A 22,228-nucleotide genomic window follows, 5' to 3' on the forward strand; every position below is an offset into this window, starting at 1 on the left:
TTGGCTCCTTATTTTTCCTGCCAGCTAAAGCGGCGGGCGAGCAGCATCAGACCCTGCTCCAGCAGCAGGCCGACGACGCCGATAATGACGATGGCGATGATGATGTTTTCCACATTGAGGTTGTTCCACTCGTTCCAGATCCAGAAGCCGATCCCCAGCCCGCCGGTGAGCATTTCCGCCGCCACGATCACCAGCCAGGCGATGCCGATGGAGAGGCGCACGCCGGTAAGCACCGCCGGCAGCACCGCCGGAAAGAGAATTTTGCGCATCACCGTCCACTCCGAGAGCTGGAGGACGCGGGCGACGTTGAGATAGTCCTGCGGGATCCGCCGCACGCCTTCCGCGGTGTTGATCACCATCGGCCAGATGGAGCAGATAAAAATGGTCCAGCTGGAAGCCGGCTCCGCCTTCTGGAACAGCAGCAGGCCAATCGGCAGCCAGGCCAGCGGGCTGACCGGGCGCAGCAGAGCAATCAGCGGATTAAACATGCGGGCGAAGAACAGCGAACGGCCGATCAAAAAACCCAGCGGAATGCCCGCCAGCGCCGCCAGGCCGAAGCCCACCGCCACGCGCTGCAGAGAAGCCAGCACGTTCCAGCCGATGCCCATGTCATTCGGCCCGTCCTGATAGAACGGATCGGCAAACAGGGTCAGCGCCGAGTCCAGCGTGCTCAGCGGCGTGGGAAAGCCTTTGCTGTGCATCGCCGCCAGCTGCCAGGCCAGCAGCAGCACCCCCAGCCCCAGCAGCGGGGGCAGCAGGCGCTGGATGAGCTCACGCAGCCAGCGCGTGACGGTTGGCGTGGTGCGCCGGACCTGCACCGGCGGCAGGAGAATCACTTCGCCAGGCGCGTTCTCCACGCTGACGACCGGTTGCTTACGTTGTGCCTGCTTCATCTCATGCCCCCTTACGTTGAATAGCGAAATGGCGGGCGTAGCCTTCCGGGTCGGACCCGTTCCAGACCGTACCGTCCATCAGTGTGCTGCTGCGCATCGTGGCTGCCGGCGCGCTGATCCCCCCTACCGCCTGGGCGGCAGCCTGCCAGACGTCGATGCGATTAATGCGCGACGCCACCGCGAGATAATCCGGAGCCTGTTTCAGCAGCCCCCAGCGACGAAACTGGGTGAGGAACCACATCCCGTCCGACAGCCAGGGGAAGCTCACCTCGCCCTCGGCGTAAAAGCGCATCGGATGGGGATCCTGCCAGCGGCGGCCGAGGCCGTTGTCATACTCCCCAAGCATCCGGCCGGTGAGGTACTGCTCTTTGGTATTGAGCCAGCCGCGCCTGGCGAGCAGGCGGGCCGTCTCCCGGGTGTTCTCCGCCGAGGCGGCGATCCAGCGCTGCGCCTCCATCAGGGCCGCCACCAGCGCGCGGGCGGTGTTCGGCTGGCGTTCCACCCAGTCGCGACGGGCGCCCAGCACCTTTTCCGGATGCTCGGGCCAGATATCCTGGGAAGTGGCCGCGGTGAAGCCGATACGGTCGTTTATGGCGCGGGCGTTCCACGGCTCGCCGACGCAAAAGCCGCTCATATTGCCGATGCGCATGTTCATCACCATCTGCGGCGGCGGCACCACGACGGTGCGCACATCGTTAAAGGGATCGATGCCGGCGCTCGCCAGCCAGTAGTAGAGCCACATAGCATGGGTGCCGGTGGGAAAGGTATGGGCGAAGGTGTAGCTGCCCGGCGCGCTGCGGTCGATCAGCCGCTTCAGACCGCCGAGGTCGGTCACCCCTTTCTCCTGCAGTTCGCTGGAGAGGGTGATGGCCTGACCATTGCGGTTGAGGGTCATCAGATTGGCCATCGCCTGCGGCTTGCTGGCGATCCCCAGTTCAAGTCCGTACAGCAGGCCATAGAGAATATGCGCCGCGTCCAGTTCACCGGCCACCAGCTTGTCGCGCACCGCCGCCCAGCTGGCCTCCTTACTCAGCGCCAGGGTAATGCCATATTTTTTGTCAAACCCCTTCGCCGCGGCGATGGCCAGCGGCGCGCAGTCGGTCAGCGGAATAAACCCGACCCGCACGGTGGTCTGCTCCGGTCTGTCCGAGCCGCCGGCCCATGCGGCCTGCATCACGCCCGGCAGCAGCATCGCGCCGCCCAGCGCGGCCCCTGCCTGCAGCAAGCGCCGCCGTGAAATTGAAAATTTATCGCTCATATCCGCTCCACACGCGCAAAAAAAAAAGCGCCCGACAGTGCATATGCACTGCAGGACGCCTTTATCCACGGACACCCGAACCGCCATTGGTTCGTCGCCCGGACTTTTATTCACTCACTATAACTAATGCAAAGGGGATGCCAGCTTTGGCAATGGCGCACTGGCGGGCTTTTCCTTTCGCCCGGGTCGGCTTGTCAGGCAAAAGTGCACCGCCGACAGGCAGCAAATGCCCATCGGTTGTGCATCTACTCCTTTGGAGTTACTGGCCAGATCGCCTTCACCATCAGCAGCGCGCGGGCTATCTCAACCATCCGCTGATTCTTGTCCATGGCCATCTTGCGCAGCGTCTGCCAGGCCTGCTCCTCCGGCATCCCCTGGTGTGTCATCAGCAGGCTTTTCGCTTTTTCGATCAGCTTGCGTTCCTCGAGTGCGTCTTTCAGCGAAGCCAGCTGGCTGGAGAGCTGCTGCAGCTCATAGGCCTGCTGGCGCACCAGCGGCAGCAGCTGTTTATCCAGCCGCGGCGTCACGCTGTCGCTCTCCTCCCCGGCCAGCCAGCCAGGCGCGTCGTCTTCTAACAGCGCGTCGGTGGCGTCCAGCAGATCGTCGATCAGTTGCTCTTCCACTTCGCGCAGCTGCTCAAGCCGCTGGGTCTGCAGGCCGAACCAGCGCAGCGCCGTTTCCCCACCGTCTGCCGCCGGCTGGCGGGTGCAGGCGATCCGCCGCAGCTGCTCTATGTCCAGACCGGCCTGACACTGGGTAGTAAACAGCTGGACGGTCGCCGGGCTGCCCAGCGCCAGGAAGCTGTCGAAGCAGGGCTGCTGACCGTCAATACGGTCCACCAGCTGCTGGCGCAGGCTGTCGCTGAACTCGCCGCGGGTAAAGCCCAACGCTCCCAGCGCGCGCTCCTGACCCACCAGCTCTTTTCCCTGCATAAAGCTGTACAGGGCGACCATACGCCCGGCTACCGGCGGGTCGTCAATACTGTCATTGAGCTGCGGGACGATATTCAGCAGATGGCGGATAATACGGCTGAACTGCTCCGTCGCGGCTTCAGCGGCTACCTGCCGGCGGCTGACCTGCTCACGCAGCGCCGGGAGCTGCGCCAGATCGCCTACCGCCCGGGCGATGCGCCAGCACAGCGCGCTGCCGGCGACCGCGCGCGCCCGTTCGAGGGCGGCATAGAACAAGGCCAGCCGCTCATCAACCAGCGCCCCACCCGCCCGACACTCCGCCGCGTACAGCTGGCCGCCCGAGCAAAGAAAAATATTCGACGCCCCGCGCTCGCACTGCAGCATATGCACCAGCGCGCTGAGCTGACTTGCCAGCTCGCCCAGCCGGGCTAGTTGCTGAAGCTGTTGTTTTTGCAGGCGGCGCGCCAGCTGCAGCCAGGCCGTCGCCTCGTCCGCGTGACCAGTCGTATTATTCATACCCCTCCTCCGGGTTAACGCTTTATACTGCGGTAAAGCAATAACCGTGCCTTTAAGAAGGAGTTTGTATGCAACGTATTGTGATTATCGCCAACGGCGCCGCCTACGGCAGTGAATCCCTGTTCAACAGCCTGCGCCTGGCCATTGCCCTGCGCGAACAGCAGTCCGACCTCGATCTCAAGCTGTTTCTGATGTCCGACGCGGTCACCGCCGGGCTGCGCGGGCAGAAGCCGGCGGAAGGCTATAATGTGCAGCAGATGCTGGAGATCCTCACCGCCCAGCAGGTTCCCGTGAAGCTGTGCAAAACCTGCGCGGACGGCCGCGGGGTCAGCGCACTGCCGTTGGTTGACGGGGTGGAGGTTGGCACTCTCGTTGAGCTGGCCCAGTGGACCCTGGCGGCAGATAAAGTGCTGAACTTCTGAATCTGGGGTGCCGAACGGCAGGAAATATCAGGTTTCGCCACCTGAAGAGGCGAAAAAAACGTTAGCTGAATGCTTTCAGGAACAACGTCATTTTTGTTTAATCTTTATCCCTTTTTTTGATCAAAATCAGCATCCCGACCCGCGCCGTTTGGTGTGATGCACAGAGCAAAGTGTGAACAATATCACGCGAGGACTGGGTGGGCAGGATGCTGTAGCAGGACAGAAACGGGGTACAAAAATGGCGATGGTAAAAGCAAGTTTGACGTTGTTTGGCGGTGACACGCTGGTGGTGCGGTGCTCAGAGCGCTGCCATATTCATCTGATGAGCGCGAAGGTCCCTGGCGACAGCCATGCGGATATTCTGAGCGTGCAGGATCGGGACAGCGCCTATCTGACGGTGCCCTACAGCGGCACCTGGAACGTGCTTATCGACAGTCACAGCCAGTCACTGGAGCACTCCATCAGCTACGTGCCAGCCTGACCGTCACTGACAGAACACCCGCCCGGCCATGCCGGGCGTTTTTCTTTTCCGCACGCTCAGGCCAGGCCCGGCGTCGGGCTCTCGCCCAACAGCGCGCGGACGCTGGCCACCAGATCATCAAGACTGGCGTCGTGCATCCCGAGCTTACTTAACGCCTGTTCCAGCGAAAACAGGTACTGAGCGTTGGTCCCAAGCGGCCCGCTGGCCCGGGCGATCAGCGGAGCGATGACCTGGGCGCTGGTATCCGGCTCAAACAGCGGATGACGCGGATCCATAATAAACACCAGAGCATTTACCGTTCGCCCGTCGTCCAGCTCCAGCTTGCACCAGGTGGGCAGATAGCAGCCGGTGATCATCTCCCGTTTCCACAGCAGAGTCAGCTCTTCTTCCAGCGTGTCGTCCGGCAGACGATAAGCGACGCCGGTAGTCCGGCCGCCCTCTTTCAGAGCCAGCATGCGTCCCGGCTGGCATGCGCTTCCGCGCCCGGCGGTCAACCGCAGGCAAAACGCGCGGTGCCAGCCCGGCAGCGTGCCGGTGCAGGACTCGCGATAATTGAGCGCCGGGTTCCAGATAAGCGAACCGTAGCCAAAGATCCATACTGAGCCATCATCCGGGCGGCAGGCCAGCGTCGCCGCCAGCGAGGCTGCGCGTTGTTCTGCCGACCAGAGTAGCGATTCCTCAATAGCGCCAAACGCTGTCTTACAATCCGCATTCATCAAGAAATCACGAGTTAACACTGTTTACTACCTCCGCCACTGCCCGCTTCCCGGCGTTCGTCTCATGCATCCGTCAATATTGCTGAAATATTATCCAGCTTTATCTTTCAATAAGCAATCAGCGGGGCGCTGGCAAGCGTAAAAGCGGCGTCAGCAATTATTTTTTCTTATGCCACTTATCGTCATCGCCTTTCTCGTAGCTGTTCTTCACCGCCGCCCAGGCGACTTTGTGTGCCGTCTCTTCGCGGCTGGCGTCATCGCGCCGGTCGTCTTTATCCTTATATTGATCCCAGGCGCTGTTAAACGCTTCTTTATAAATTTCCTGCGCATGGGCAGGCAGAACATGCTTAACGCTATCGGGTAGCTCTTGTTTACTGTGATAGGGCATTATGGCCTCCTGTTTGAGCATAAAGTTTAAGTCTGGAACGCAGGCGGCAGGCTATCAAGCCCATGATGAGTTAAAAATGAATTTTAGTAATTATCTGAATATTAATAATAAAAATAGAGTAATCGCAAATTATAATAAACTAATCAAGATATCTCTCGACACCCGTAAATTTAAGTAAAAATCCAGCGGCAATTTAGCAAAATCTGTTACTTTATCGCCCTGCGTTTTTATAATTATAACACCTGCATAAATGGAGATGGTTCATGACCCATGCACACGAGGCGGTAAAAACCCGCCATAAGGAGTCCTCCCTCGTCTTTCCGGTGCTAGCGCTGGCGGTGCTGTTTTTCTGGGGCAGCAGCCAGTCACTGCCAGTGGTTATCGCGATTAACATCCTCGCGCTGGTCGGTATTTTAAGCAGCGCCTTCAGCGTGGTCCGCCACGCCGACGTTCTCGCCCACCGCCTGGGCGAACCCTATGGCTCCCTGATCCTGAGCCTGTCGGTGGTTATCCTTGAGGTCAGTCTGATCTCGGCGTTAATGGCCACCGGCGACGCCGCGCCGACCCTGATGCGTGACACGCTCTACTCCATCATTATGATCGTCACCGGCGGTCTGGTCGGTTTTTCCCTGCTGCTGGGCGGGCGTAAATTCGCCACCCAATATATGAATCTGTTCGGCATTAAGCAGTATCTTATCGCCCTGTTTCCGCTGGCGATTATCGTGCTGGTGTTTCCCATGGCGCTGCCGGGCGCGAACTTTAGCACCGGGCAATCGCTGCTGGTGGCGGTGATTTCGGCGGCCATGTACGGTGTTTTCCTGCTTATTCAGACCAAAACCCATCAGAGTCTGTTTGTTTATGAGCATGAAGACGACGGCGACGATGACGACCCGCACCACGGTAAACCCTCCGCCCACAGCAGCGGGTGGCATACCGCCTGGCTGCTGGTGCACCTGGTGGCGGTTATCGCCGTCACGAAAATGAACGCCAACCCGCTGGAAACGCTGTTGACCAGCATGAACGCCCCGGTGGCCTTTACCGGCTTCCTGGTAGCCCTGCTGATCCTGTCGCCGGAAGGCCTTGGCGCGCTCAAAGCGGTGCTCAACAATCAGGTACAGCGGGCGATGAACCTGTTCTTCGGCTCCGTGCTGGCCACCATCTCACTGACGGTCCCGGTAGTCACCCTCATCGCCTTCCTGACCGGCAATGAGCTGCGCTTTGGCCTTGGCGCGCCGGAGATGGTGGTGATGGTCGCCTCGCTGGTGCTGTGCCATATCTCCTTCTCCACCGGACGCACCAATGTGCTGAACGGCGCGGCCCATCTGGCGCTTTTCGCCGCCTACCTGATGACCATTTTCGCCTGACCTCGCTTCCCCGCCCGGCGGAGTCCGGGCGAAAAAAAAGCCTGCCGGTTTTGACGCCGGCAGGCTTTTTAACTGATGAGGTCAGGCTTACTTGCTGGTATCCAGCTCGTCGAAGCTTTTCACCAGATCGTCAATCGCTTTCATCTGCTTGAGGAACGGCTCCAGTTTATCCAGCGGCAGCGCGGACGGGCCGTCGCATTTCGCGTGGTCCGGATCCGGATGCGCTTCGATAAACAGACCGGCGATACCTACCGCCATACCGGCGCGGGCCAGCTCGCTCACCTGCGCACGGCGACCGCCGGAGGCAGCGCCAAACGGGTCGCGGCACTGCAGCGCGTGGGTGACGTCGAAGATAACCGGTGAATTGTTGGAGGCTTTCTTCATCACGCCGAAGCCAAGCATATCCACGACCAGGTTGTCGTAACCGAAGTTAGCGCCGCGGTCGCAGAGGATCACTTTGTCGTTACCACCCTCGATGAACTTATCGACGATGTTGCCCATCTGGCCCGGGCTGACGAACTGCGGTTTCTTGACGTTGATCACCGCCCCGGTTTTGGCCATCGCTTCCACCAGGTCCGTCTGGCGCGCGAGGAAGGCGGGAAGCTGGATCACGTCCACGACGTCAGCCACCGGCTGCGCCTGGCTGGCTTCATGAACGTCGGTGATGATTTTCACGCCAAAGGTCTGCTTCAGCTCCTGGAAAATCTTCATACCTTCTTCCAGACCCGGCCCACGATAGGAGTGGATGGAGGAACGGTTGGCTTTATCAAAGGAGGCTTTGAAGACGTAGGGGATGCCGAGCTTCTGCGTAACGGTGACGTAATGTTCGCAGATACGCATCGCCAGGTCGCGTGACTCCAGCACGTTCATCCCGCCGAACAGCACGAACGGCAGGTCGTTCGCTACGTTGATATCACCAATGCTAACCACTTTTTGTTTCATAAGTTCGCCTTATCAGGGTGTAACCGGAATGGTTCCAGACTAATGCAATGTAATTTGTTTGTGCGAAATCGTGTTGATTTGTGCGCGGATCATCTCGCTAATCGGATCCTCCGGACATTGCTCGACAAAATAGCTCAGGTCCAGCAGCGCCACGTGATCGCAATCCAGCTGGGCATATATCAGCCCGCGGTCGCGGATCTCATACGGGTCTTCCGGGTTAAACTGCAGCAGCGCTTCGCTGGCGCGCAGGGCCAGCTCCATCTGCCGCTCTTCCATCAGCGCCGACTTCAGGGTGTCCAGCAGCTTGCGGATCACCTCGGCGTTATCCGCTTCGTCGAGATCTTCATTAAACAGTTCCGCCACCGGCCCGATGTTGCCCTTCAGCCATACCTCCAGAGTATGTTCGTCGAGGGTTTCGCCATTGAACGGATTAATCAGCCACATCTCTTCGCTGGTTTCCGGGTCCGCGCGCAGCAGCATCTGGGTCGGGAAGATCACCGGCACCACCGGCAGCCCCAGACGCTGGGCGATCCACAGCAGGATCGCGCCTAACGACACCGCGCTCCCCTGACGGTTGACCAGCACTTTATCCAGCCAAAGCGCGTCGGAAAGACGATAAACGCCCTGCGAGGCGCCAAAGCCCCACTCCTCGTAAAACAGCGCCAGCAGGCGTTCTATCTGGCGTTCCTGGTCCCACGAAGGCGCAATTTCCTCCTGCGCGAGGCGCAGCAGCCGCTGCAGCTCTTCCTCGACAAAACGCGTCGGAAAATCGTCGCGAACCTGTTCAGAAATGAGGACCATGCCATCACACAATGGCGCTTTGTTAAATTCGAAATCCGCTAATGACCCCATGACCTACCCCAGTATCGGTATTCTTGTGATGGCGAGTTGAATGATGATAAACAACACCACCAGCGCCAGCAGGAACGCGATAAAGCGGCTCTGCTGGCTGCGCGGACGACGACGGCCCAGCGCGATAAAACCTAATGCGATATAAATGATAACGCCAAACAGCTTTTCAGTCAGCCATGCGCCGTCTTCTGTGAACGGCAGGTAGTGCGTTATCGCCATTAATCCCGCACCGCTGAGAAACAGCAGCGTATCGCTGCAGTGCGGCGCAATTCGCACCCACCGCTGGTTCAGCAGCGGGCTCTGGTGATACATCCACCAGTAACGTAAAACGAACAATCCTACCGACACCACCACGCTGGCGATGTGCAGATAGAGGACAGCCGTGAATAAGTTCATCAGCCAACGTTCTCCATGTCGGGTAAACGTCCGAGGGTCAGACGCTCATTGTCGCCATAGTCGCGACAGGTCGCGACGTCCAGATAGCCCGCTTCGCGGAACAGCGCGCGCACCGCTTCGCCCTGGGTCCAGCCATGCTCCAGCAGCATCCAGCCGCCGGGCTGCAGATACTGCCGCCCCTCGCGGATAATCTGCGCCAGATCGGCCAGCCCCTCATCGCCCGCCACCAGCGCCGTTAGCGGCTCAAAGCGCACATCGCCCTCGGCGAGATGCGGGTCTGCAGCGTCGATATAGGGGGGATTGCTGACGATCATGGCGAAACGCTGCCCGGCCAGCGCGGCAAACCAGTCGCTTTGCCGTATCGTCACGTTAGCGATGCCCAGATGGGCGGCATTACGCAACGCCAGCGCCACGGCGTCCGGCATGACGTCCACCGCGGTGATCTCACAGTCCGGACGCTCGCTGGCCAGCGCCAGGGCAATGGCGCCGGTCCCGGTGCCGAGGTCGAGAATACGGCACGGCGCGACGGGCAGACGCGCCAGCGCCTGCTCTACCAGACATTCGGTATCCGGGCGGGGGATCAGCGTCGCCGGGGAGACAAACAGCGGCAGCGACCAGAACTCCCGCTGCCCGACCAGATGGGCGATGGGCTCCCCGCGCTGGCGTCGCTGCAGGAGCGCCTCCAGCGTCGTCGCCTCGTCAGCGGAGAGCGTCGTTTCGCCGAAGGCCAGGATCCAGGTGCGCGCCCGGCCGGTGACGTGTCCCAGCAGGATCTCGGCGTCGCGTCGCGGACTGTCGCTCTCCGCCAGGCGGGCGATTGCCTGCTGCAGCCAGGCCTGAAAGGTCATCATTCCTGCTCGGACAGCGCCGCCAGCTGATCGGCCTGGTGTTCCTGGACAATCGGCTCAATCAGCATGTCGAGTTTGCCCTCCATCGCCTCATCCAGACGGTAAAGGGTCAGGTTGATGCGGTGGTCGGTCACGCGGCCCTGCGGGAAGTTGTAGGTACGGTTGCGATCGCTGCGGTCGCCGCTGCCCAGCAGGTTGCGGCGCGTGGAGGCTTCCGCCTGCTGACGCTTGGCTACTTCGGCGGCGCGGATCCGCGCCCCGAGCACCGACAGCGCCTTGGCTTTGTTTTTATGCTGAGAACGTTCGTCCTGACACTCCACCACGATGCCGGTGGGCAGGTGGGTAATACGGATCGCCGAGTCGGTGGTGTTAACGTGCTGCCCGCCCGCGCCGGAGGAGCGGAAGGTATCGATGCGCAGATCCGCCGGGTTGATATCCGGCATTTCAGCCTCCGGCAGCTCCGGCATCACCGCCACCGTACAGGCGGAGGTGTGGATACGCCCCTGCGACTCGGTGGCCGGCACGCGCTGCACACGATGACCGCCGGATTCAAATTTGAGCCGGCCGTAGACGCCGTCGCCGCTGATCTTGGCGATCACCTCTTTAAAGCCGCCGTGTTCACCTTCGTTGGCGCTGAGGATCTCCACCTGCCAGCGGCGCGATTCCGCGTAACGGGTGTACATGCGGAACAGATCGCCGGCAAACAGCGCCGCTTCGTCGCCGCCGGTCCCGGCGCGTACTTCCACGAAGGCGTTACGCTCGTCATCGGGATCTTTCGGCAGGAGCAGGACCTGCAGCTGTTGCTCCAGCTGTTCGCCTTTATCTTTGGCGTCCCGCAGCTCTTCCTGCGCCATTTCGCGCATTTCCGGATCGTCGAGCATCATCTGTGCGGTTTCAATATCCTCCTGCACCTGACGCCAGTCGGTATAGCAGCGCGCCACATCGCTCAGTTGAGCATACTCCCGCGACAGCGCGCGGAATTTATCCTGATCGGCAATCGTCGCGGCATCGCCGAGCAGCGCCTGCACTTCTTCGTGGCGCTCGTACAACGCTTCCAGTTTGGCAACAATAGAAGACTTCATAGGCGTGAATTCACCCTGTCCTGAAAATAAGAGAAAGGTGCGCTATTCCAGCCCGAGGCTGTTGCGCAGAATATGCAGGCGTTCGTCGTCCCCGTCACGGGCGGCCTGCTGAAGAGATTTGGTTGGCGCGTGGATCAGGCGGTTGGTGAGCTTACGCGCCAGATCCTGCATAATTTCCTGGGCATCGCCGCCCTGCTCCAGCGCGGCCAGCGCCTTCGCCGTCAGCTCCTCACGGACCTGCTCAGACTGCGAACGGTACTCACGAATGGTCTCGCTGGCGCTCTGCGCGCGCAGCCAGGCCATAAATTCGCTGGTCTCCTGCTCGACGATCGATTCCGCCTGCACCGCCGCGGCCTTACGCTGCGCCAGGTTATGCTGAATGATGTTTTGCAGATCGTCGACGCTATAGAGGTAGGCGTTAGCCAGTTTACCGACCTCCGGTTCGACGTCGCGCGGGACGGCGATATCCACCAGCAGCATCGGCTGGTTACGCCGCGCCTTGAGCGCGCGCTCCACCATGCCTTTGCCGATGATCGGCAGCGGACTAGCGGTGGAGCTGATAATGATGTCGGCCTCTTTCAGCCGTTCGTCGATATCGCTAAGGGCAATCACCTCGGCGCCCACTTCTTCCGCTAGCGCCTGGGCGCGTTCACGAGTGCGGTTGGCGATCACCATTTTGCGCACGTGATGTTCGCGAAGATGACGCGCCACCAGTTCGATGGTTTCACCGGCGCCGACCAGCAGCACCGTCACGCTCGACAAGGATTCAAAGATTTGCCGCGCCAGGGTACAGGCGGCGAAGGCGACGGAAACGGCGCTGGCGCCGATATCGGTTTCGGTACGCACGCGCTTGGCCACCGAGAACGATTTCTGGAACATCCGCTCCAGTTCGCTCACGTTGAGGTGGCCGCGGCTGGAATCGGCGAAGGCTTTTTTCACCTGACCGAGGATCTGCGGTTCGCCCAGCACCAGCGAATCAAGGCCGCTGGCGACGCGCATCAGATGGCTGACGGCGTCGTTATCCTGGTGCCAGTAGAGGCTTTTACGCAGGTCTTCTTCATTGAGGCCGTGGTAATTGCACAGCCAGCGGATCAGCGCTTCCTGCAGGTTATCCTGCTCTTCGACGCTGAGATAGAGTTCTGTGCGGTTGCAGGTCGACAGCACCACTCCACCCTGCACCATCGGCTGAGCCAGCAAGCTCTCCAGCGCCTTATCGAGCGTTTCCGGCGAAAACGTGACGCGTTCTCGCAGGGCGACCGGAGCTGTTTTGTGATTGATGCCAAGAGCTAAAAGGGTCATTGTGAGGGAGTAGTACCAGCGTTGCTAAGGTTAGTCTGAGTGCATCATACAGGATGCGCGTAATCAATAAAAGAGAGGCTCCCCTTTTGGAGTAATAGCCAAAGCAAGACCGCCATTAAGGTTAATTTTTTGATTTCAGACAACTTGAACGTAGACGCTATCGCCCGGCGACGCTAGCATTAAGGGTTATAAATGTAACCTGCTACACAAATCGGCCCGCTGTTCCCCTGCCGCCGGATTTCACTGTAGACATCAAGGATTTGTCATCATTATGAATCGACTGTTCCGCCTGCTGCCGCTGGCCAGCCTCGTCCTGACCGCTTGTTCTGTTCATACCCCCCAGGGGCCTGGCAAAAGCCCGGATTCGCCGCAGTGGCGCCAGCACCAGCAGGCTGTTCGCAGCCTCAACCAGTTCCAGACCCGCGGGGCGTTTGCCTATCTCTCCGACGAGCAAAAAGTCTATGCCCGCTTCTTCTGGCAGCAAACCGGTCAGGACCGCTATCGCCTGCTGTTAACTAACCCGCTGGGCAGCACCGAGCTGTCGCTGACCGCCCAGCCGGGCAGCGTGCAGCTGATCGACAACAAAGGCCAGACCTATACCGCCACCGATGCCGAAGAGATGATTGGCCGCCTGACCGGGATGCCAATCCCGCTGAACAGCCTGCGCCAGTGGATCATCGGCCTGCCGGGTGACGCCACCGACTATTCGCTGGACGATCGGTACCGTCTGCGCGAACTGAACTACACGCAAAACGGCAAAACCTGGCACGTCACCTACGGCGGCTACACCACCGATACCCAGCCAGCCCTGCCGTCTAATGTCGAGCTAAACAATGGCGCCCAGCGCATCAAGCTGAAGATGGATAACTGGATCGTGAAATGATGAGCCGCTGGCCCTCACCTGCAAAACTGAATCTGTTCTTATATATCACCGGCCAGCGGGCCGATGGTTACCACACCCTGCAGACGCTGTTTCAGTTCCTCGACTATGGCGATACGCTGACCATCGAACCGCGCGCTGACGGCGAACTGCGTTTGCTTACGCCGGTGGCCGGTGTACCGGATGAAGAAAATCTGATTATTCGCGCCGCGCGTCTGTTGATGCGCGCCGCCGGCGAAAGCGGCCGCCTGCCGGCGGGCAGCGGCGCCGATATCAGTATCGATAAACGCCTGCCGATGGGCGGCGGCCTGGGGGGCGGCTCGTCCAATGCCGCCACCGTGCTGGTGGCGCTTAACCATCTCTGGGGCTGCGGGCTTTCGGAAGATGAGCTGGCGACCCTTGGTCTGCAGCTGGGGGCCGATGTGCCGGTCTTCGTGCGCGGCCATGCCGCCTTTGCCGAGGGAGTGGGTGAAATTCTCACGCCGGTGGACCCCGAGGAAAAATGGTACCTGGTGGCTCATCCAGGCGTCAGTATTCCGACGCCGATCATTTTTCGCGACCCGGAGCTACCACGAAATACCCCGCGCCGGTCAATTAATACGTTATTAAATTGTGAATTCAGCAACGATTGCGAGCTTATCGCAAGAAAACGTTTTCGCGAGGTTGATGCCGCGCTTTCCTGGCTGTTAGAATATGCGCCGTCACGCCTGACCGGCACAGGGGCCTGTGTGTTTGCTGAATTTAACACCGAATCCGCTGCCCGTCAGGTGCTGGACACTGCCCCGGCATGGCTAAATGGCTTTGTGGCGCGCGGAGTCAATCTTTCGCCGCTCAAGCAGGCCCTGCTCTGATTCCTGCGCTGTGATGGCGCAACGATCATGAGTCAGCCGGGGAAATTGAGTTACGGTGACAACGTCACCCTGTTCCAGACGTTGCATCGTGCTCTTTAAATACACCGACTGGATCGAATGGCGCCAGCCCGCACATTATTGGCCCATTCATCCACCACTGGACGCATGCCTGAGGTTCTTCTCGTGCCTGATATGAAGCTTTTTGCTGGTAACGCCACCCCGGAACTAGCACAACGTATTGCCAACCGCCTGTACACTTCTCTTGGCGACGCCGCTGTAGGTCGTTTTAGCGACGGCGAAGTCAGCGTACAAATCAATGAAAACGTACGCGGTGGTGATATTTTCATCATCCAGTCCACTTGTGCTCCCACCAATGACAACCTGATGGAACTGGTTGTTATGGTTGATGCTCTGCGTCGTGCTTCGGCAGGTCGTATCACCGCCGTTATCCCTTACTTCGGTTATGCTCGTCAGGACCGTCGTGTTCGTTCTGCTCGTGTGCCAATCACCGCGAAAGTGGTGGCGGATTTCCTGTCCAGCGTCGGCGTTGACCGCGTGCTGACCGTTGACCTGCACGCAGAACAGATCCAGGGCTTCTTCGATGTGCCAGTTGATAACGTGTTCGGCAGCCCAATCCTGCTGGAAGATATGCTGCAGCTGAACCTGGACAACCCGATCGTGGTTTCTCCAGACATCGGCGGCGTAGTTCGTGCTCGCGCTATCGCTAAACTGCTGAACGATACCGATATGGCCATCATCGACAAGCGTCGTCCGCGCGCCAACGTCTCCCAGGTGATGCATATCATCGGCGACGTCGCTGGTCGTGACTGCGTGATGGTCGACGATATGATCGACACCGGCGGCACCCTGTGTAAAGCGGCAGAAGCGCTGAAAGAGCGCGGCGCGAAACGCGTATTCGCTTACGCGACGCACCCAATCTTCTCCGGCAACGCAATCCAGAACATCAAAAACTCTGTGATCGATGAATTTGTCGTCTGCGATACCATTCCGCTGGCACCAGAAATTAAAGCGCTGGATAAAGTGCGTACTCTGACGCTCTCCGGTATGCTGGCTGAAGCTATTCGCCGTATCAGCAATGAAGAATCAATCTCTGCTATGTTCGAACATTAATCGAGCCGAGCACAAAAACCCGCTGCGGCGGGTTTTTTTGTCTCTGCATTTTTAATTCTTCCACAACATCATTCGGCATGCGTCAAGGCGGCAAGTGAATGAATCCCCGGGAGCGTACAGGCAGTACGTGACCGGGGTAAATGAACGCAGCCAACACAGAGGCATCCCGAAAGATGACGTGGAAATGATCAATGCCTCCTTCACCTGCCATTTAGTTGACAGATGATGCGCTCATGGATGAAACATTATTGTGAACAGATTATTTTCCTCACATGTGATGCCTTTCCGCGCCCTCATCGACGCTTGTTGGAAAGAACAGTACACCACCGCCCGCTTCACGCGTGACCTGATCGCCGGGATCACCGTCGGGATCATTGCGATTCCGCTGGCGATGGCGCTGGCGATTGGCAGCGGTGTGCCGCCGCAGTACGGCCTCTATACCTCAGCGGTGGCAGGGATTGTGATCGCCTTAACCGGCGGGTCGCGCTTTAGCGTTTCCGGCCCGACCGCCGCCTTTGTGGTGATCCTCTATCCGGTTTCCCAGCAGTTCGGCCTGGCGGGGCTGCTGGTGGCGACGCTGATGTCGGGGATCTTTTTAATTCTTTTCGGCCTGGCGCGCTTTGGCCGCCTGATCGAATATATCCCGCTGTCGGTCACCCTCGGCTTCACCTCCGGGATCGGTATCACTATCGGTACCATGCAGATTAAGGATTTTCTCGGCCTGCAGATGCCCCATGTGCCGGAGCATTATCTGCAGAAAGTGGCCGCGCTGGCGATGGCCCTGCCGACCATTAACGTCGGGGACGCCGCCATCGGCGTCGTCACCCTCGGCACCCTGATCTTCTGGCCGCGGCTGGGTATCCGCCTGCCGGGCCACCTCCCCGCGCTGCTGGCCGGCTGCGCGGTGATGCTGGTAGTCAACTTGCTGGGCGGCGATGTGGCGACGATCGGCTCACAGTTTCACTATCAGCTGGCGGACGGCACTCAGGGCAACGGCATTCCGCAGCTGCTGCCGCAGCTGGTGCTGCCCTGGGATATGCCGGGCTCCAGCTTTACCCTGAGCTGGGCTTCGCTGCAGGCGCTGCTGCCTGCCGCATTCTCCATGGCGATGCTCGGCGCGATTGAATCTCTGCTGTGCGCGGTGGTGCTCGACGGTATGACCGGTACCAAGCATAAAGCCAACAGCGAGCTGATTGGCCAGGGGCTGGGCAACATCGTTGCGCCGTTCTTCGGCGGGATCACCGCCACCGCGGCGATTGCCCGCTCGGCGGCGAACGTGCGCGCCGGCGCCACATCGCCGGTTGCCGCCGTGATCCACGCCCTGCTGGTGATCATGGCGCTGCTGATCCTCGCCCCGCTGCTCTCCTGGCTGCCGCTGTCGGCGATGGCCGCCCTGCTGCTGATGGTGGCATGGAACATGAGTGAGGCGCATAAAGTCATCAATCTGCTGCGCCACGCGCCGAAGGACGACATCGTGGTGATGCTGATGTGCATGTCGCTGACGGTGCTGTTTGATATGGTGATCGCCATCAGCGTCGGGATCGTGCTGGCTTCGCTATTGTTTATGCGCCGTATCGCGCGCATGACGCATCTGGCGCCGGTCAACGTCGAAGTGCCAGACGATGTGCTGGTGCTGCGGGTGATCGGTCCGCTATTCTTTGCCGCCGCCGAAGGTTTATTCAACGATCTGGAGACCCGGATCGCCGGCAAGCGCATCGTGGTGCTGAAGTGGGACGCCGTGCCGGTTCTCGACGCCGGCGGTCTGGATGCCTTCCAGCGCTTTGTGAACAAGCTGCCGGAAGGCTGTGAATTGCGCGTATCTAACCTCGAGTTTCAGCCGCTACGCACGTTAGCGCGCGCCGGCGTCAAGCCGCTGCCAGGCCGCCTGAGCTTCTACCCCGATCGTCAGGCCGCGCTGGCTGACCTGTGATCACCCGGCGGCAGGCCCCTGCGCCTGCCGCATCAACGCCCCCGTCGCCTGTTGTAGCCAGCTCAGCACCGCCGGCGTAATCCAGGTGCCCTTCATCAAATGCGGCTCCTGCTCCATTGCCCGACGAAACTTCTGCAACGTCTGCGGCCGGGTACCGGCGTAGGACTGAAACAGCTCAAGCCACGCCCGGGCCAGCGCCTGACCCGACGCTGAATCCGGCGCTATACCCTCCCGACATGCCTGATGCAGCTTCGCCACCAGCGCTGGCCACTCCTGTAGCCGGTCGAAATAGTGCTGGCGGGTGAACGCCATCTCTTCATCGTCGAGATACCGCGCCCAGATGGCCAGTTTGCTTTCGGCAAAGGCTTCGGTGATAAAGGCGATGATGGCCGGCGTGACGCCGGTCTGTTCAACCATTTGCGGCTCGGCGGCATGCATCGCGTTCAGGCGGGTCAGAAACTCCGGGCGCCCTGCTGTATCCTGCTCCAGGCGCTCCATCCAGCTCGTCGCCAGACTCATCGCCTGCGGACTGTCCGTCGGGCAGCCGCTCGCCATCAGCGTCTGCACCTCCTCCGTTAGCTCGCGCCACGCCTGGGCGCGCTGTTCATCCTGTGCCGCAAACGGCAGCGCGGCTAACTCCTGTTGACTAAACCAACGATCGTACATTTTCATTAACTCCAGCGTCTGTAGCCAGGACTCCAGATCGGGTTCATTGCCGCTCGCCAGCGCCTCGCGCAGCGCCAACAGCCGGTCGCGCAGCCTGGCGACATCACGCAGTTGGTCATTCAGCGTCTCTATCTGCTGCGTCAGCAGCTCAGGTAGCGACAGCGTTTGCCGATCGAGATAGTCCTTGATGGTGGCGAGCGTCAGCCCGGTCTGCGCCAGCGCCTTTATCATATGCAGGCGCTGAACCGCTGACAGGTTATAGAGCCGATAGCCCGCCTCGCTTCTGGCCGAAGGCGTTAACAGCCCCGTCTGTTCATAATGATGCAGCGTACGCACCGTCAGTCCGGCGCGCTTCGCCAGCTCTCCCACCTGAATTAACATGACTGCTCCTCTCTGTGGCCAGGTCCGCTACTCTGCTGCCTGACGTAACGTCAGGGTCAAGCATAAAACGCGCTTAATATTCACTTTTGGCGGCAACCATAGCATCACGAAGCTCAGGTCGGAATGGGGGTCGTTATATGGCGGGAAAAAGAAGAAGCGATAACGAGAGTCAGAGAAAAACGCATCGGCCGCGGAAGGCCGATGCGGAAAATGCGATTGCGGTTAGCTGTGACGATGCTGGTTACGACGGCAGCGTTTATCGTAGTGGCGCACCCACCAGTAGCGGTCGCTGACCTGCTCGTGGCCGCCAATACGGGCTCCGGCCAGCCAGAGCACAGCACCGACGAAGATGCTTAAGATAGCGCCATGCGCAAAGAATTGTGGCAGGTTAAGCTGCGGAAGCTGGTTCAGAATGGAGTAACCCACCCCCACAATCATCACCACCAACCCTAACCCCATGAGTACGTTACCGAGTAACGAAGCGTTTTTGCGTTTCATGTGTCACCTCCGGACTTTGGGTTGCCAGGGAATGTCCCCAAATCTTATAGGTGTAGTATAGACAAGGTCTCTTCTGCGGAGTGCGCCCACGATCACATTAGTGAACAGCGAATAGACAAAAATTTACAAATAAGTCTATGAACCATATCAAATTCTAATGATTTAGTGAGTAAATCATCAATGCCGGTATTGTCTTATAGCCAGAATTTTGTCAAGCGCGCCCGCAGACAGTACACTACGCGGCAGAGAATGCCCCATGCAGGATAGAAAACGTGACCATTAAACTGATTGTCGGCCTGGCCAACCCCGGTGCGGAATATGCCGCCACCCGGCACAACGCTGGCGCCTGGTATGTGGATTTACTGGCGGATCGCCATCGCGCGCCGCTGCGCGAAGAGAGCAAATTCTTCGGCTACACCTCGCGCATCAACCTGGCGGGCGAGGATGTTCGCCTGCTGGTGCCCACCACCTTTATGAACCTTAGCGGTAAAGCCGTGGCCGCGATGGCAACCTTTTATCGCATCAACCCGGACGAAATTCTGGTTGCCCATGATGAGCTGGATTTGCCGCCGGGCGTGGCGAAATTTAAGCTTGGCGGCGGCCATGGCGGCCACAACGGCCTGAAGGACATCATCAGCAAGCTCGGCAATAACCCGAACTTTCACCGCTTACGCGTCGGGATCGGCCATCCGGGCGATAAAAACAAGGTTGTCGGCTTTGTGCTCGGCAAACCGCCGGCCAGCGAGCAGAAACTGATTGATGATGCCGTCGACGAAGCGGCGCGCTGTACGGAAATCTGGTTAAAGGATGGTCTCACCAAAGCGACCAACCGTTTACACGCCTTTAAGGCGCAATAAGCCGTTGTCGTGCGGCATTTTTGCCGCGCACCGTGTATAATAGGCAAAGCTATTCAATTTTCTGCAATCTGTTCCTTGTAACAGATTGATTATCCAAAGATTAAGGTGATTTAAATCATGGGATTCAAATGCGGTATCGTCGGTTTGCCCAACGTCGGCAAATCCACCCTGTTCAATGCGCTCACCAAAGCGGGTATTGAAGCGGCCAACTTCCCCTTCTGTACCATTGAGCCGAACACCGGTGTCGTACCGATGCCCGATCCGCGTCTGGACAAGCTGGCTGAAATCGTCAAACCGCAGCGTATCCTGCCGACCACCATGGAGTTCGTTGATATCGCGGGCCTGGTTAAAGGCGCGTCCAAAGGCGAAGGTCTCGGCAACCAGTTTCTGACCAACATCCGCGAAACCGAAGCTATCGGTCACGTGGTTCGCTGCTTCGAAAACGACAATATCATTCACGTCGCGGGGAAAGTGAACCCGGCGGAAGATATCGACGTTATCAACACCGAACTGGCGCTGTCTGACCTTGATACCTGCGAACGTGCGATTCACCGCGTCTCCAAAAAAGCCAAAGGCGGCGATAAAGACGCGAAAGTTGAGCTGGCCGCGCTGGAGAAATGCCTGCCGCAGCTGGAAAACGCCGGTATGCTGCGCGCGCTGGATCTGACCAAAGAAGAGAAAGACGCCATCCGCTATCTGAGCTTCCTGACCCTGAAGCCGACCATGTACATCGCGAACGTCAATGAAGACGGTTTCGAGAACAACCCGTACCTCGATCAGGTTCGCGCCATCGCCGAGCAGGAAGGGTCTGTGGTGGTGCCGGTGTGCGCCGCGGTTGAAGCGGACATCGCCGAGCTGGACGATGAAGAACGTGACGAGTTTATGGCTGAGCTGGGCCTCGAAGAGCCGGGTCTGAACCGCGTGATCCGCGCTGGTTACGCCCTGCTGAACCTGCAGACCTACTTCACCGCTGGGGTGAAAGAAGTGCGCGCATGGACCATCCCGGTAGGGGCGACTGCGCCGCAGGCAGCCGGTAAGATCCACACCGACTTCGAGAAAGGCTTTATCCGCGCGCAGACCATCGCTTATGAAGACTTTATCGCCTACAAAGGCGAACAGGGCGCGAAAGAAGCCGGTAAAATGCGCGCTGAAGGCAAAGATTACATCGTCAAAGATGGCGATGTGATGAACTTCCTGTTCAACGTCTGATCCCGCTGGCTGGCATTTCTGCCGCCATCGAGTAATAAAAAATCCACGCTCCGGCGTGGATTTTTTTTCGTGCGCCAGACGGCGCGCTACTCCACGATATGGGTCTCTTCTGCCGCTTCGTAGCCATCAACGATCTGCACAATCTTTTTTAACTCGTCCTCAATAAAAGCCGGGGTGGCGCTTTCCCCTGAGGCCGGGTGATGAAGCTCCACCGAGATGCCGCTGGCAGCATTGGTCAGCGACAGGCTAATCTCCTGCGGATCCGCCGCAGACGAGGGTCGCCCGATATGCTGCGCGATGGTCGCCGCCGCCGCGCGCGTATCGACTTCCGCGAGATGCCCCCACCTCATTTCAACATGCCCCTGCTGCCCTGCCTTTATCACCTGCAGCGTATAACCGCTTTTTGCCATTGCCATGTCTTATCCTCCGGTTTCATTGCCCGGGCGACACATTCTCAGCCCGGTTTTATCAGCAAAGTTCGAACACTTCCGCCTTGCCGTTAATGACTCTTTTCCACATAGGTCTGCATATTTTCTTTGGTCACTAACTCAAACGGGATCCAGACATGGGATTCGACTTTTTCTCCTTTAATCAGCTTCAGCGCCACCGCTAAGGCCGTTTTGCCCTGACCAACGGCATCCTGGAAGACTGTTACCTGGATCTTATCGCTGGCCAACGCTTTTAGCCCATCCGGCGTGGCGTCGATCCCGCCGATCAGCAACTTCTTCTGGCTCTTCTCCAGCGCCATCGCCGCGCCAATCGCCATCTCATCGTTGTTCGCCGCCACAATATCAATCTCTTCCCCGTTACCTGCCCAGTTCTGCATCAGATCCATTCCCTCGCTGCGGGAATAGTTGGCCGGCTGTTTCTGCACCACTTTCATCGCCGGGTATTTGGCCACCACCTGCTCTACGTCTTTGGTGCGCTGCAGCGCGCCGGCATCGGTGAGATTGCCGATCATGATGGCGACGTTGCCTTTGTAGTTTGCCAGCTTCGCCAGCGCTTCCATCTGTAATGTACCGGACTCCCGCTCGTCCGATCCGACAAACACCACGCCAGGCGGTAACGTTTTATCCCCCGGCGTCCGGTTCACATACACCAGCGGCATTCTGGCCTGCTGCGCCATCTTCGTCAGCTGCGGGGTGCTGGCGGAGTCCACGGGGTCCACAATGATGGCGTCCACGCCGGAGGCGATGAAGCTCTGCACCTGATCGGCCTGGCGTCCGGTGTCGCCGCGGGCGTCTTCGAACTGCACATCGACGTGACGGGCTTGAGCTTCTTTCTCAATGGACTGACGGATAATGGTGAGAAAGTTTTGATCGAAGTAAGCCATCGAGACGCCGATCTTATCCGCTAATGCCGAAGCGGAACTGGCCAGAAGGCCTACTAACAGGATGATTTTACAGTGCTTCATAGCATGCCCTCAGAGGTCGAAATAAAATTTTCAATATAAACAC

General features: G+C 59.2%; 24 protein-coding genes. 9 read left to right on the plus strand and 15 right to left on the minus strand.

Features of this window, described 5'->3' with window-relative positions; all coding sequences use genetic code 11:
* Window positions 1-8: 8 nt before the first annotated feature.
* The 3 genes from ntrB to nasR all read right to left on the minus strand — a co-directional run bounded on the left by ntrB (window position 9) and on the right by nasR (window position 3,578).
* On the minus strand, window positions 9-893 hold the full coding sequence (gene ntrB, locus ACLEXF_RS06665) for a nitrate ABC transporter permease (RefSeq protein ID WP_004203197.1): 885 nt from the start codon (window positions 891-893) through the stop codon (window positions 9-11).
* A gap of 1 nt (window position 894) precedes the next feature.
* Complete coding sequence (locus ACLEXF_RS06670) at window positions 895-2,151, minus strand: CmpA/NrtA family ABC transporter substrate-binding protein (RefSeq protein ID WP_004203198.1); 1,257 nt, start codon at window positions 2,149-2,151, stop codon at window positions 895-897.
* Between the two features lie 245 nt (window positions 2,152-2,396).
* Entirely contained in the window at window positions 2,397-3,578 is a 1,182-nt protein-coding gene (gene nasR / locus ACLEXF_RS06675; RefSeq protein ID WP_017899845.1) for a nitrate regulatory protein NasR, read from the minus strand.
* Window positions 3,579-3,646: 68 nt separating this feature from the next.
* Here nasR and ACLEXF_RS06680 point away from each other — a divergent pair, with 68 nt between their 5' ends.
* Window positions 3,647-4,000: a DsrE/DsrF/TusD sulfur relay family protein gene (locus ACLEXF_RS06680; protein ID WP_064794736.1), complete on the plus strand. Its 354-nt coding sequence runs from the start codon at window positions 3,647-3,649 to the stop codon at window positions 3,998-4,000.
* 238 nt (window positions 4,001-4,238) lie between these two features.
* Complete coding sequence (locus ACLEXF_RS06685; RefSeq protein WP_002910387.1) at window positions 4,239-4,481, plus strand: DUF1883 domain-containing protein; 243 nt, start codon at window positions 4,239-4,241, stop codon at window positions 4,479-4,481.
* Window positions 4,482-4,537: 56 nt separating this feature from the next.
* Here ACLEXF_RS06685 and ACLEXF_RS06690 read toward each other — a convergent pair whose 3' ends face one another.
* Together ACLEXF_RS06690 and chaB are read right to left on the minus strand one after the other, a co-directional pair.
* Window positions 4,538-5,218: a gamma-glutamylcyclotransferase gene (locus ACLEXF_RS06690; RefSeq protein ID WP_004203203.1), complete on the minus strand. Its 681-nt coding sequence runs from the start codon at window positions 5,216-5,218 to the stop codon at window positions 4,538-4,540.
* A gap of 136 nt (window positions 5,219-5,354) precedes the next feature.
* A complete protein-coding gene (gene chaB, locus ACLEXF_RS06695; protein ID WP_004203206.1) occupies window positions 5,355-5,585 on the minus strand; it encodes a putative cation transport regulator ChaB in 231 nt (76 codons plus the stop codon).
* A gap of 263 nt (window positions 5,586-5,848) precedes the next feature.
* Between chaB and chaA the strand changes: the two genes are divergently transcribed.
* Window positions 5,849-6,949, plus strand: a complete 1,101-nt coding sequence (gene chaA, locus ACLEXF_RS06700) for a sodium-potassium/proton antiporter ChaA (RefSeq protein ID WP_004203207.1) — start codon at window positions 5,849-5,851, stop codon at window positions 6,947-6,949.
* 87 nt (window positions 6,950-7,036) lie between these two features.
* Here the strand turns inward: chaA and kdsA are convergent, their stop codons facing one another.
* Genes kdsA through hemA form a run of 6 tightly spaced genes read right to left on the minus strand, consistent with a single transcriptional unit; the run spans window position 7,037 to window position 12,368 of the window.
* Window positions 7,037-7,891 carry a 3-deoxy-8-phosphooctulonate synthase gene (gene kdsA, locus ACLEXF_RS06705; protein ID WP_002910393.1) on the minus strand — a complete coding sequence of 285 codons (855 nt, stop codon included), beginning with the start codon at window positions 7,889-7,891 and terminating at the stop codon, window positions 7,037-7,039.
* 39 nt (window positions 7,892-7,930) lie between these two features.
* Entirely contained in the window at window positions 7,931-8,743 is an 813-nt protein-coding gene (gene sirB1 / locus ACLEXF_RS06710) for an invasion regulator SirB1 (protein ID WP_017899847.1), read from the minus strand.
* 3 nt (window positions 8,744-8,746) lie between these two features.
* Window positions 8,747-9,139, minus strand: coding sequence for an invasion regulator SirB2 (gene sirB2 / locus ACLEXF_RS06715; protein WP_008804389.1), 393 nt, complete (start codon window positions 9,137-9,139; stop codon window positions 8,747-8,749).
* Window positions 9,139-9,987: a peptide chain release factor N(5)-glutamine methyltransferase gene (prmC, locus tag ACLEXF_RS06720; protein ID WP_017899848.1), complete on the minus strand. Its 849-nt coding sequence runs from the start codon at window positions 9,985-9,987 to the stop codon at window positions 9,139-9,141. Before prmC ends, sirB2 begins: the two co-directional genes overlap by 1 nt.
* Window positions 9,987-11,069: a peptide chain release factor 1 gene (gene prfA, locus ACLEXF_RS06725; RefSeq protein ID WP_004203214.1), complete on the minus strand. Its 1,083-nt coding sequence runs from the start codon at window positions 11,067-11,069 to the stop codon at window positions 9,987-9,989. Before prfA ends, prmC begins: the two co-directional genes overlap by 1 nt.
* A 42-nt stretch (window positions 11,070-11,111) precedes the next feature.
* Window positions 11,112-12,368: a glutamyl-tRNA reductase gene (hemA, locus tag ACLEXF_RS06730; protein WP_002910404.1), complete on the minus strand. Its 1,257-nt coding sequence runs from the start codon at window positions 12,366-12,368 to the stop codon at window positions 11,112-11,114.
* Window positions 12,369-12,639: 271 nt separating this feature from the next.
* Here hemA and lolB point away from each other — a divergent pair, with 271 nt between their 5' ends.
* From lolB to dauA, 4 genes are all read left to right on the plus strand, one after another.
* Window positions 12,640-13,251, plus strand: coding sequence for a lipoprotein insertase outer membrane protein LolB (lolB, locus tag ACLEXF_RS06735; RefSeq protein WP_004203216.1), 612 nt, complete (start codon window positions 12,640-12,642; stop codon window positions 13,249-13,251).
* A complete protein-coding gene (ispE, locus tag ACLEXF_RS06740; RefSeq protein ID WP_025999204.1) occupies window positions 13,251-14,099 on the plus strand; it encodes a 4-(cytidine 5'-diphospho)-2-C-methyl-D-erythritol kinase in 849 nt (282 codons plus the stop codon). Before lolB ends, ispE begins: the two co-directional genes overlap by 1 nt.
* Before the next feature lie 183 nt (window positions 14,100-14,282).
* Window positions 14,283-15,230 carry a ribose-phosphate diphosphokinase gene (gene prs, locus ACLEXF_RS06745; protein WP_002910407.1) on the plus strand — a complete coding sequence of 316 codons (948 nt, stop codon included), beginning with the start codon at window positions 14,283-14,285 and terminating at the stop codon, window positions 15,228-15,230.
* Between the two features lie 250 nt (window positions 15,231-15,480).
* Window positions 15,481-17,160 (plus strand): C4-dicarboxylic acid transporter DauA, encoded by a 1,680-nt coding sequence (gene dauA, locus ACLEXF_RS06750; protein WP_004203219.1) that lies wholly within the window; start codon window positions 15,481-15,483, stop codon window positions 17,158-17,160.
* On the opposite strand, the gene ACLEXF_RS06755 is transcribed toward dauA, so the two are convergent.
* Both ACLEXF_RS06755 and ychH read right to left on the minus strand, forming a co-directional pair.
* A complete protein-coding gene (locus tag ACLEXF_RS06755; RefSeq protein WP_407259750.1) occupies window positions 17,161-18,207 on the minus strand; it encodes a MerR family transcriptional regulator in 1,047 nt (348 codons plus the stop codon). It lies immediately after the preceding gene.
* A 222-nt stretch (window positions 18,208-18,429) separates the two neighbouring features.
* Window positions 18,430-18,705, minus strand: coding sequence for a stress-induced protein YchH (gene ychH / locus ACLEXF_RS06760; protein WP_335897751.1), 276 nt, complete (start codon window positions 18,703-18,705; stop codon window positions 18,430-18,432).
* Window positions 18,706-18,977: 272 nt separating this feature from the next.
* Here ychH and pth point away from each other — a divergent pair, with 272 nt between their 5' ends.
* On the plus strand, window positions 18,978-19,562 hold the full coding sequence (pth, locus tag ACLEXF_RS06765) for an aminoacyl-tRNA hydrolase (protein WP_004180389.1): 585 nt from the start codon (window positions 18,978-18,980) through the stop codon (window positions 19,560-19,562).
* 117 nt (window positions 19,563-19,679) lie between these two features.
* Window positions 19,680-20,771: a redox-regulated ATPase YchF gene (ychF, locus tag ACLEXF_RS06770; protein ID WP_004203224.1), complete on the plus strand. Its 1,092-nt coding sequence runs from the start codon at window positions 19,680-19,682 to the stop codon at window positions 20,769-20,771.
* 86 nt (window positions 20,772-20,857) lie between these two features.
* Here the strand turns inward: ychF and ACLEXF_RS06775 are convergent, their stop codons facing one another.
* The gene (locus ACLEXF_RS06775; protein ID WP_004203225.1) at window positions 20,858-21,187 is read right to left on the minus strand and encodes a DUF1869 domain-containing protein; all 330 of its coding nucleotides are present in this window, start codon (window positions 21,185-21,187) and stop codon (window positions 20,858-20,860) included.
* 83 nt (window positions 21,188-21,270) lie between these two features.
* Window positions 21,271-22,185 (minus strand): sugar ABC transporter substrate-binding protein, encoded by a 915-nt coding sequence (locus ACLEXF_RS06780; RefSeq protein WP_004203227.1) that lies wholly within the window; start codon window positions 22,183-22,185, stop codon window positions 21,271-21,273.
* Between the last annotated feature and the right edge of the window lie 43 nt (window positions 22,186-22,228).

It is taken from the genome of Klebsiella pneumoniae complex sp. WS1778, from assembly GCF_049472055.1.
Classification (GTDB): Bacteria; Pseudomonadota; Gammaproteobacteria; order Enterobacterales; family Enterobacteriaceae; genus Klebsiella; species Klebsiella quasipneumoniae.

Excerpts from the sequence above, each read along its gene's own strand:
- ntrB (WP_004203197.1), bottom strand. The coding sequence starts at position 893 with ATGAAGCAGGCACAACGTAAGCAACCGGTCGTCAGCGTGGAGAACGCG.
- ACLEXF_RS06670 (WP_004203198.1), bottom strand. The coding sequence starts at position 2,151 with ATGAGCGATAAATTTTCAATTTCACGGCGGCGCTTGCTGCAGGCAGGG.
- nasR (WP_017899845.1), bottom strand. The coding sequence starts at position 3,578 with ATGAATAATACGACTGGTCACGCGGACGAGGCGACGGCCTGGCTGCAG.
- ACLEXF_RS06680 (WP_064794736.1), top strand. The coding sequence starts at position 3,647 with ATGCAACGTATTGTGATTATCGCCAACGGCGCCGCCTACGGCAGTGAA.
- ACLEXF_RS06685 (WP_002910387.1), top strand. The coding sequence starts at position 4,239 with ATGGCGATGGTAAAAGCAAGTTTGACGTTGTTTGGCGGTGACACGCTG.
- chaB (WP_004203206.1), bottom strand. The coding sequence starts at position 5,585 with ATGCCCTATCACAGTAAACAAGAGCTACCCGATAGCGTTAAGCATGTT.
- chaA (WP_004203207.1), top strand. The coding sequence starts at position 5,849 with ATGACCCATGCACACGAGGCGGTAAAAACCCGCCATAAGGAGTCCTCC.
- kdsA (WP_002910393.1), bottom strand. The coding sequence starts at position 7,891 with ATGAAACAAAAAGTGGTTAGCATTGGTGATATCAACGTAGCGAACGAC.
- sirB1 (WP_017899847.1), bottom strand. The coding sequence starts at position 8,743 with ATGGGGTCATTAGCGGATTTCGAATTTAACAAAGCGCCATTGTGTGAT.
- sirB2 (WP_008804389.1), bottom strand. The coding sequence starts at position 9,139 with ATGAACTTATTCACGGCTGTCCTCTATCTGCACATCGCCAGCGTGGTG.
- prmC (WP_017899848.1), bottom strand. The coding sequence starts at position 9,987 with ATGACCTTTCAGGCCTGGCTGCAGCAGGCAATCGCCCGCCTGGCGGAG.
- prfA (WP_004203214.1), bottom strand. The coding sequence starts at position 11,069 with ATGAAGTCTTCTATTGTTGCCAAACTGGAAGCGTTGTACGAGCGCCAC.
- hemA (WP_002910404.1), bottom strand. The coding sequence starts at position 12,368 with ATGACCCTTTTAGCTCTTGGCATCAATCACAAAACAGCTCCGGTCGCC.
- lolB (WP_004203216.1), top strand. The coding sequence starts at position 12,640 with ATGAATCGACTGTTCCGCCTGCTGCCGCTGGCCAGCCTCGTCCTGACC.
- ispE (WP_025999204.1), top strand. The coding sequence starts at position 13,251 with ATGAGCCGCTGGCCCTCACCTGCAAAACTGAATCTGTTCTTATATATC.
- ACLEXF_RS06755 (WP_407259750.1), bottom strand. The coding sequence starts at position 18,207 with ATGTTAATTCAGGTGGGAGAGCTGGCGAAGCGCGCCGGACTGACGGTG.
- ychH (WP_335897751.1), bottom strand. The coding sequence starts at position 18,705 with ATGAAACGCAAAAACGCTTCGTTACTCGGTAACGTACTCATGGGGTTA.
- ychF (WP_004203224.1), top strand. The coding sequence starts at position 19,680 with ATGGGATTCAAATGCGGTATCGTCGGTTTGCCCAACGTCGGCAAATCC.
- ACLEXF_RS06775 (WP_004203225.1), bottom strand. The coding sequence starts at position 21,187 with ATGGCAATGGCAAAAAGCGGTTATACGCTGCAGGTGATAAAGGCAGGG.
- ACLEXF_RS06780 (WP_004203227.1), bottom strand. The coding sequence starts at position 22,185 with ATGAAGCACTGTAAAATCATCCTGTTAGTAGGCCTTCTGGCCAGTTCC.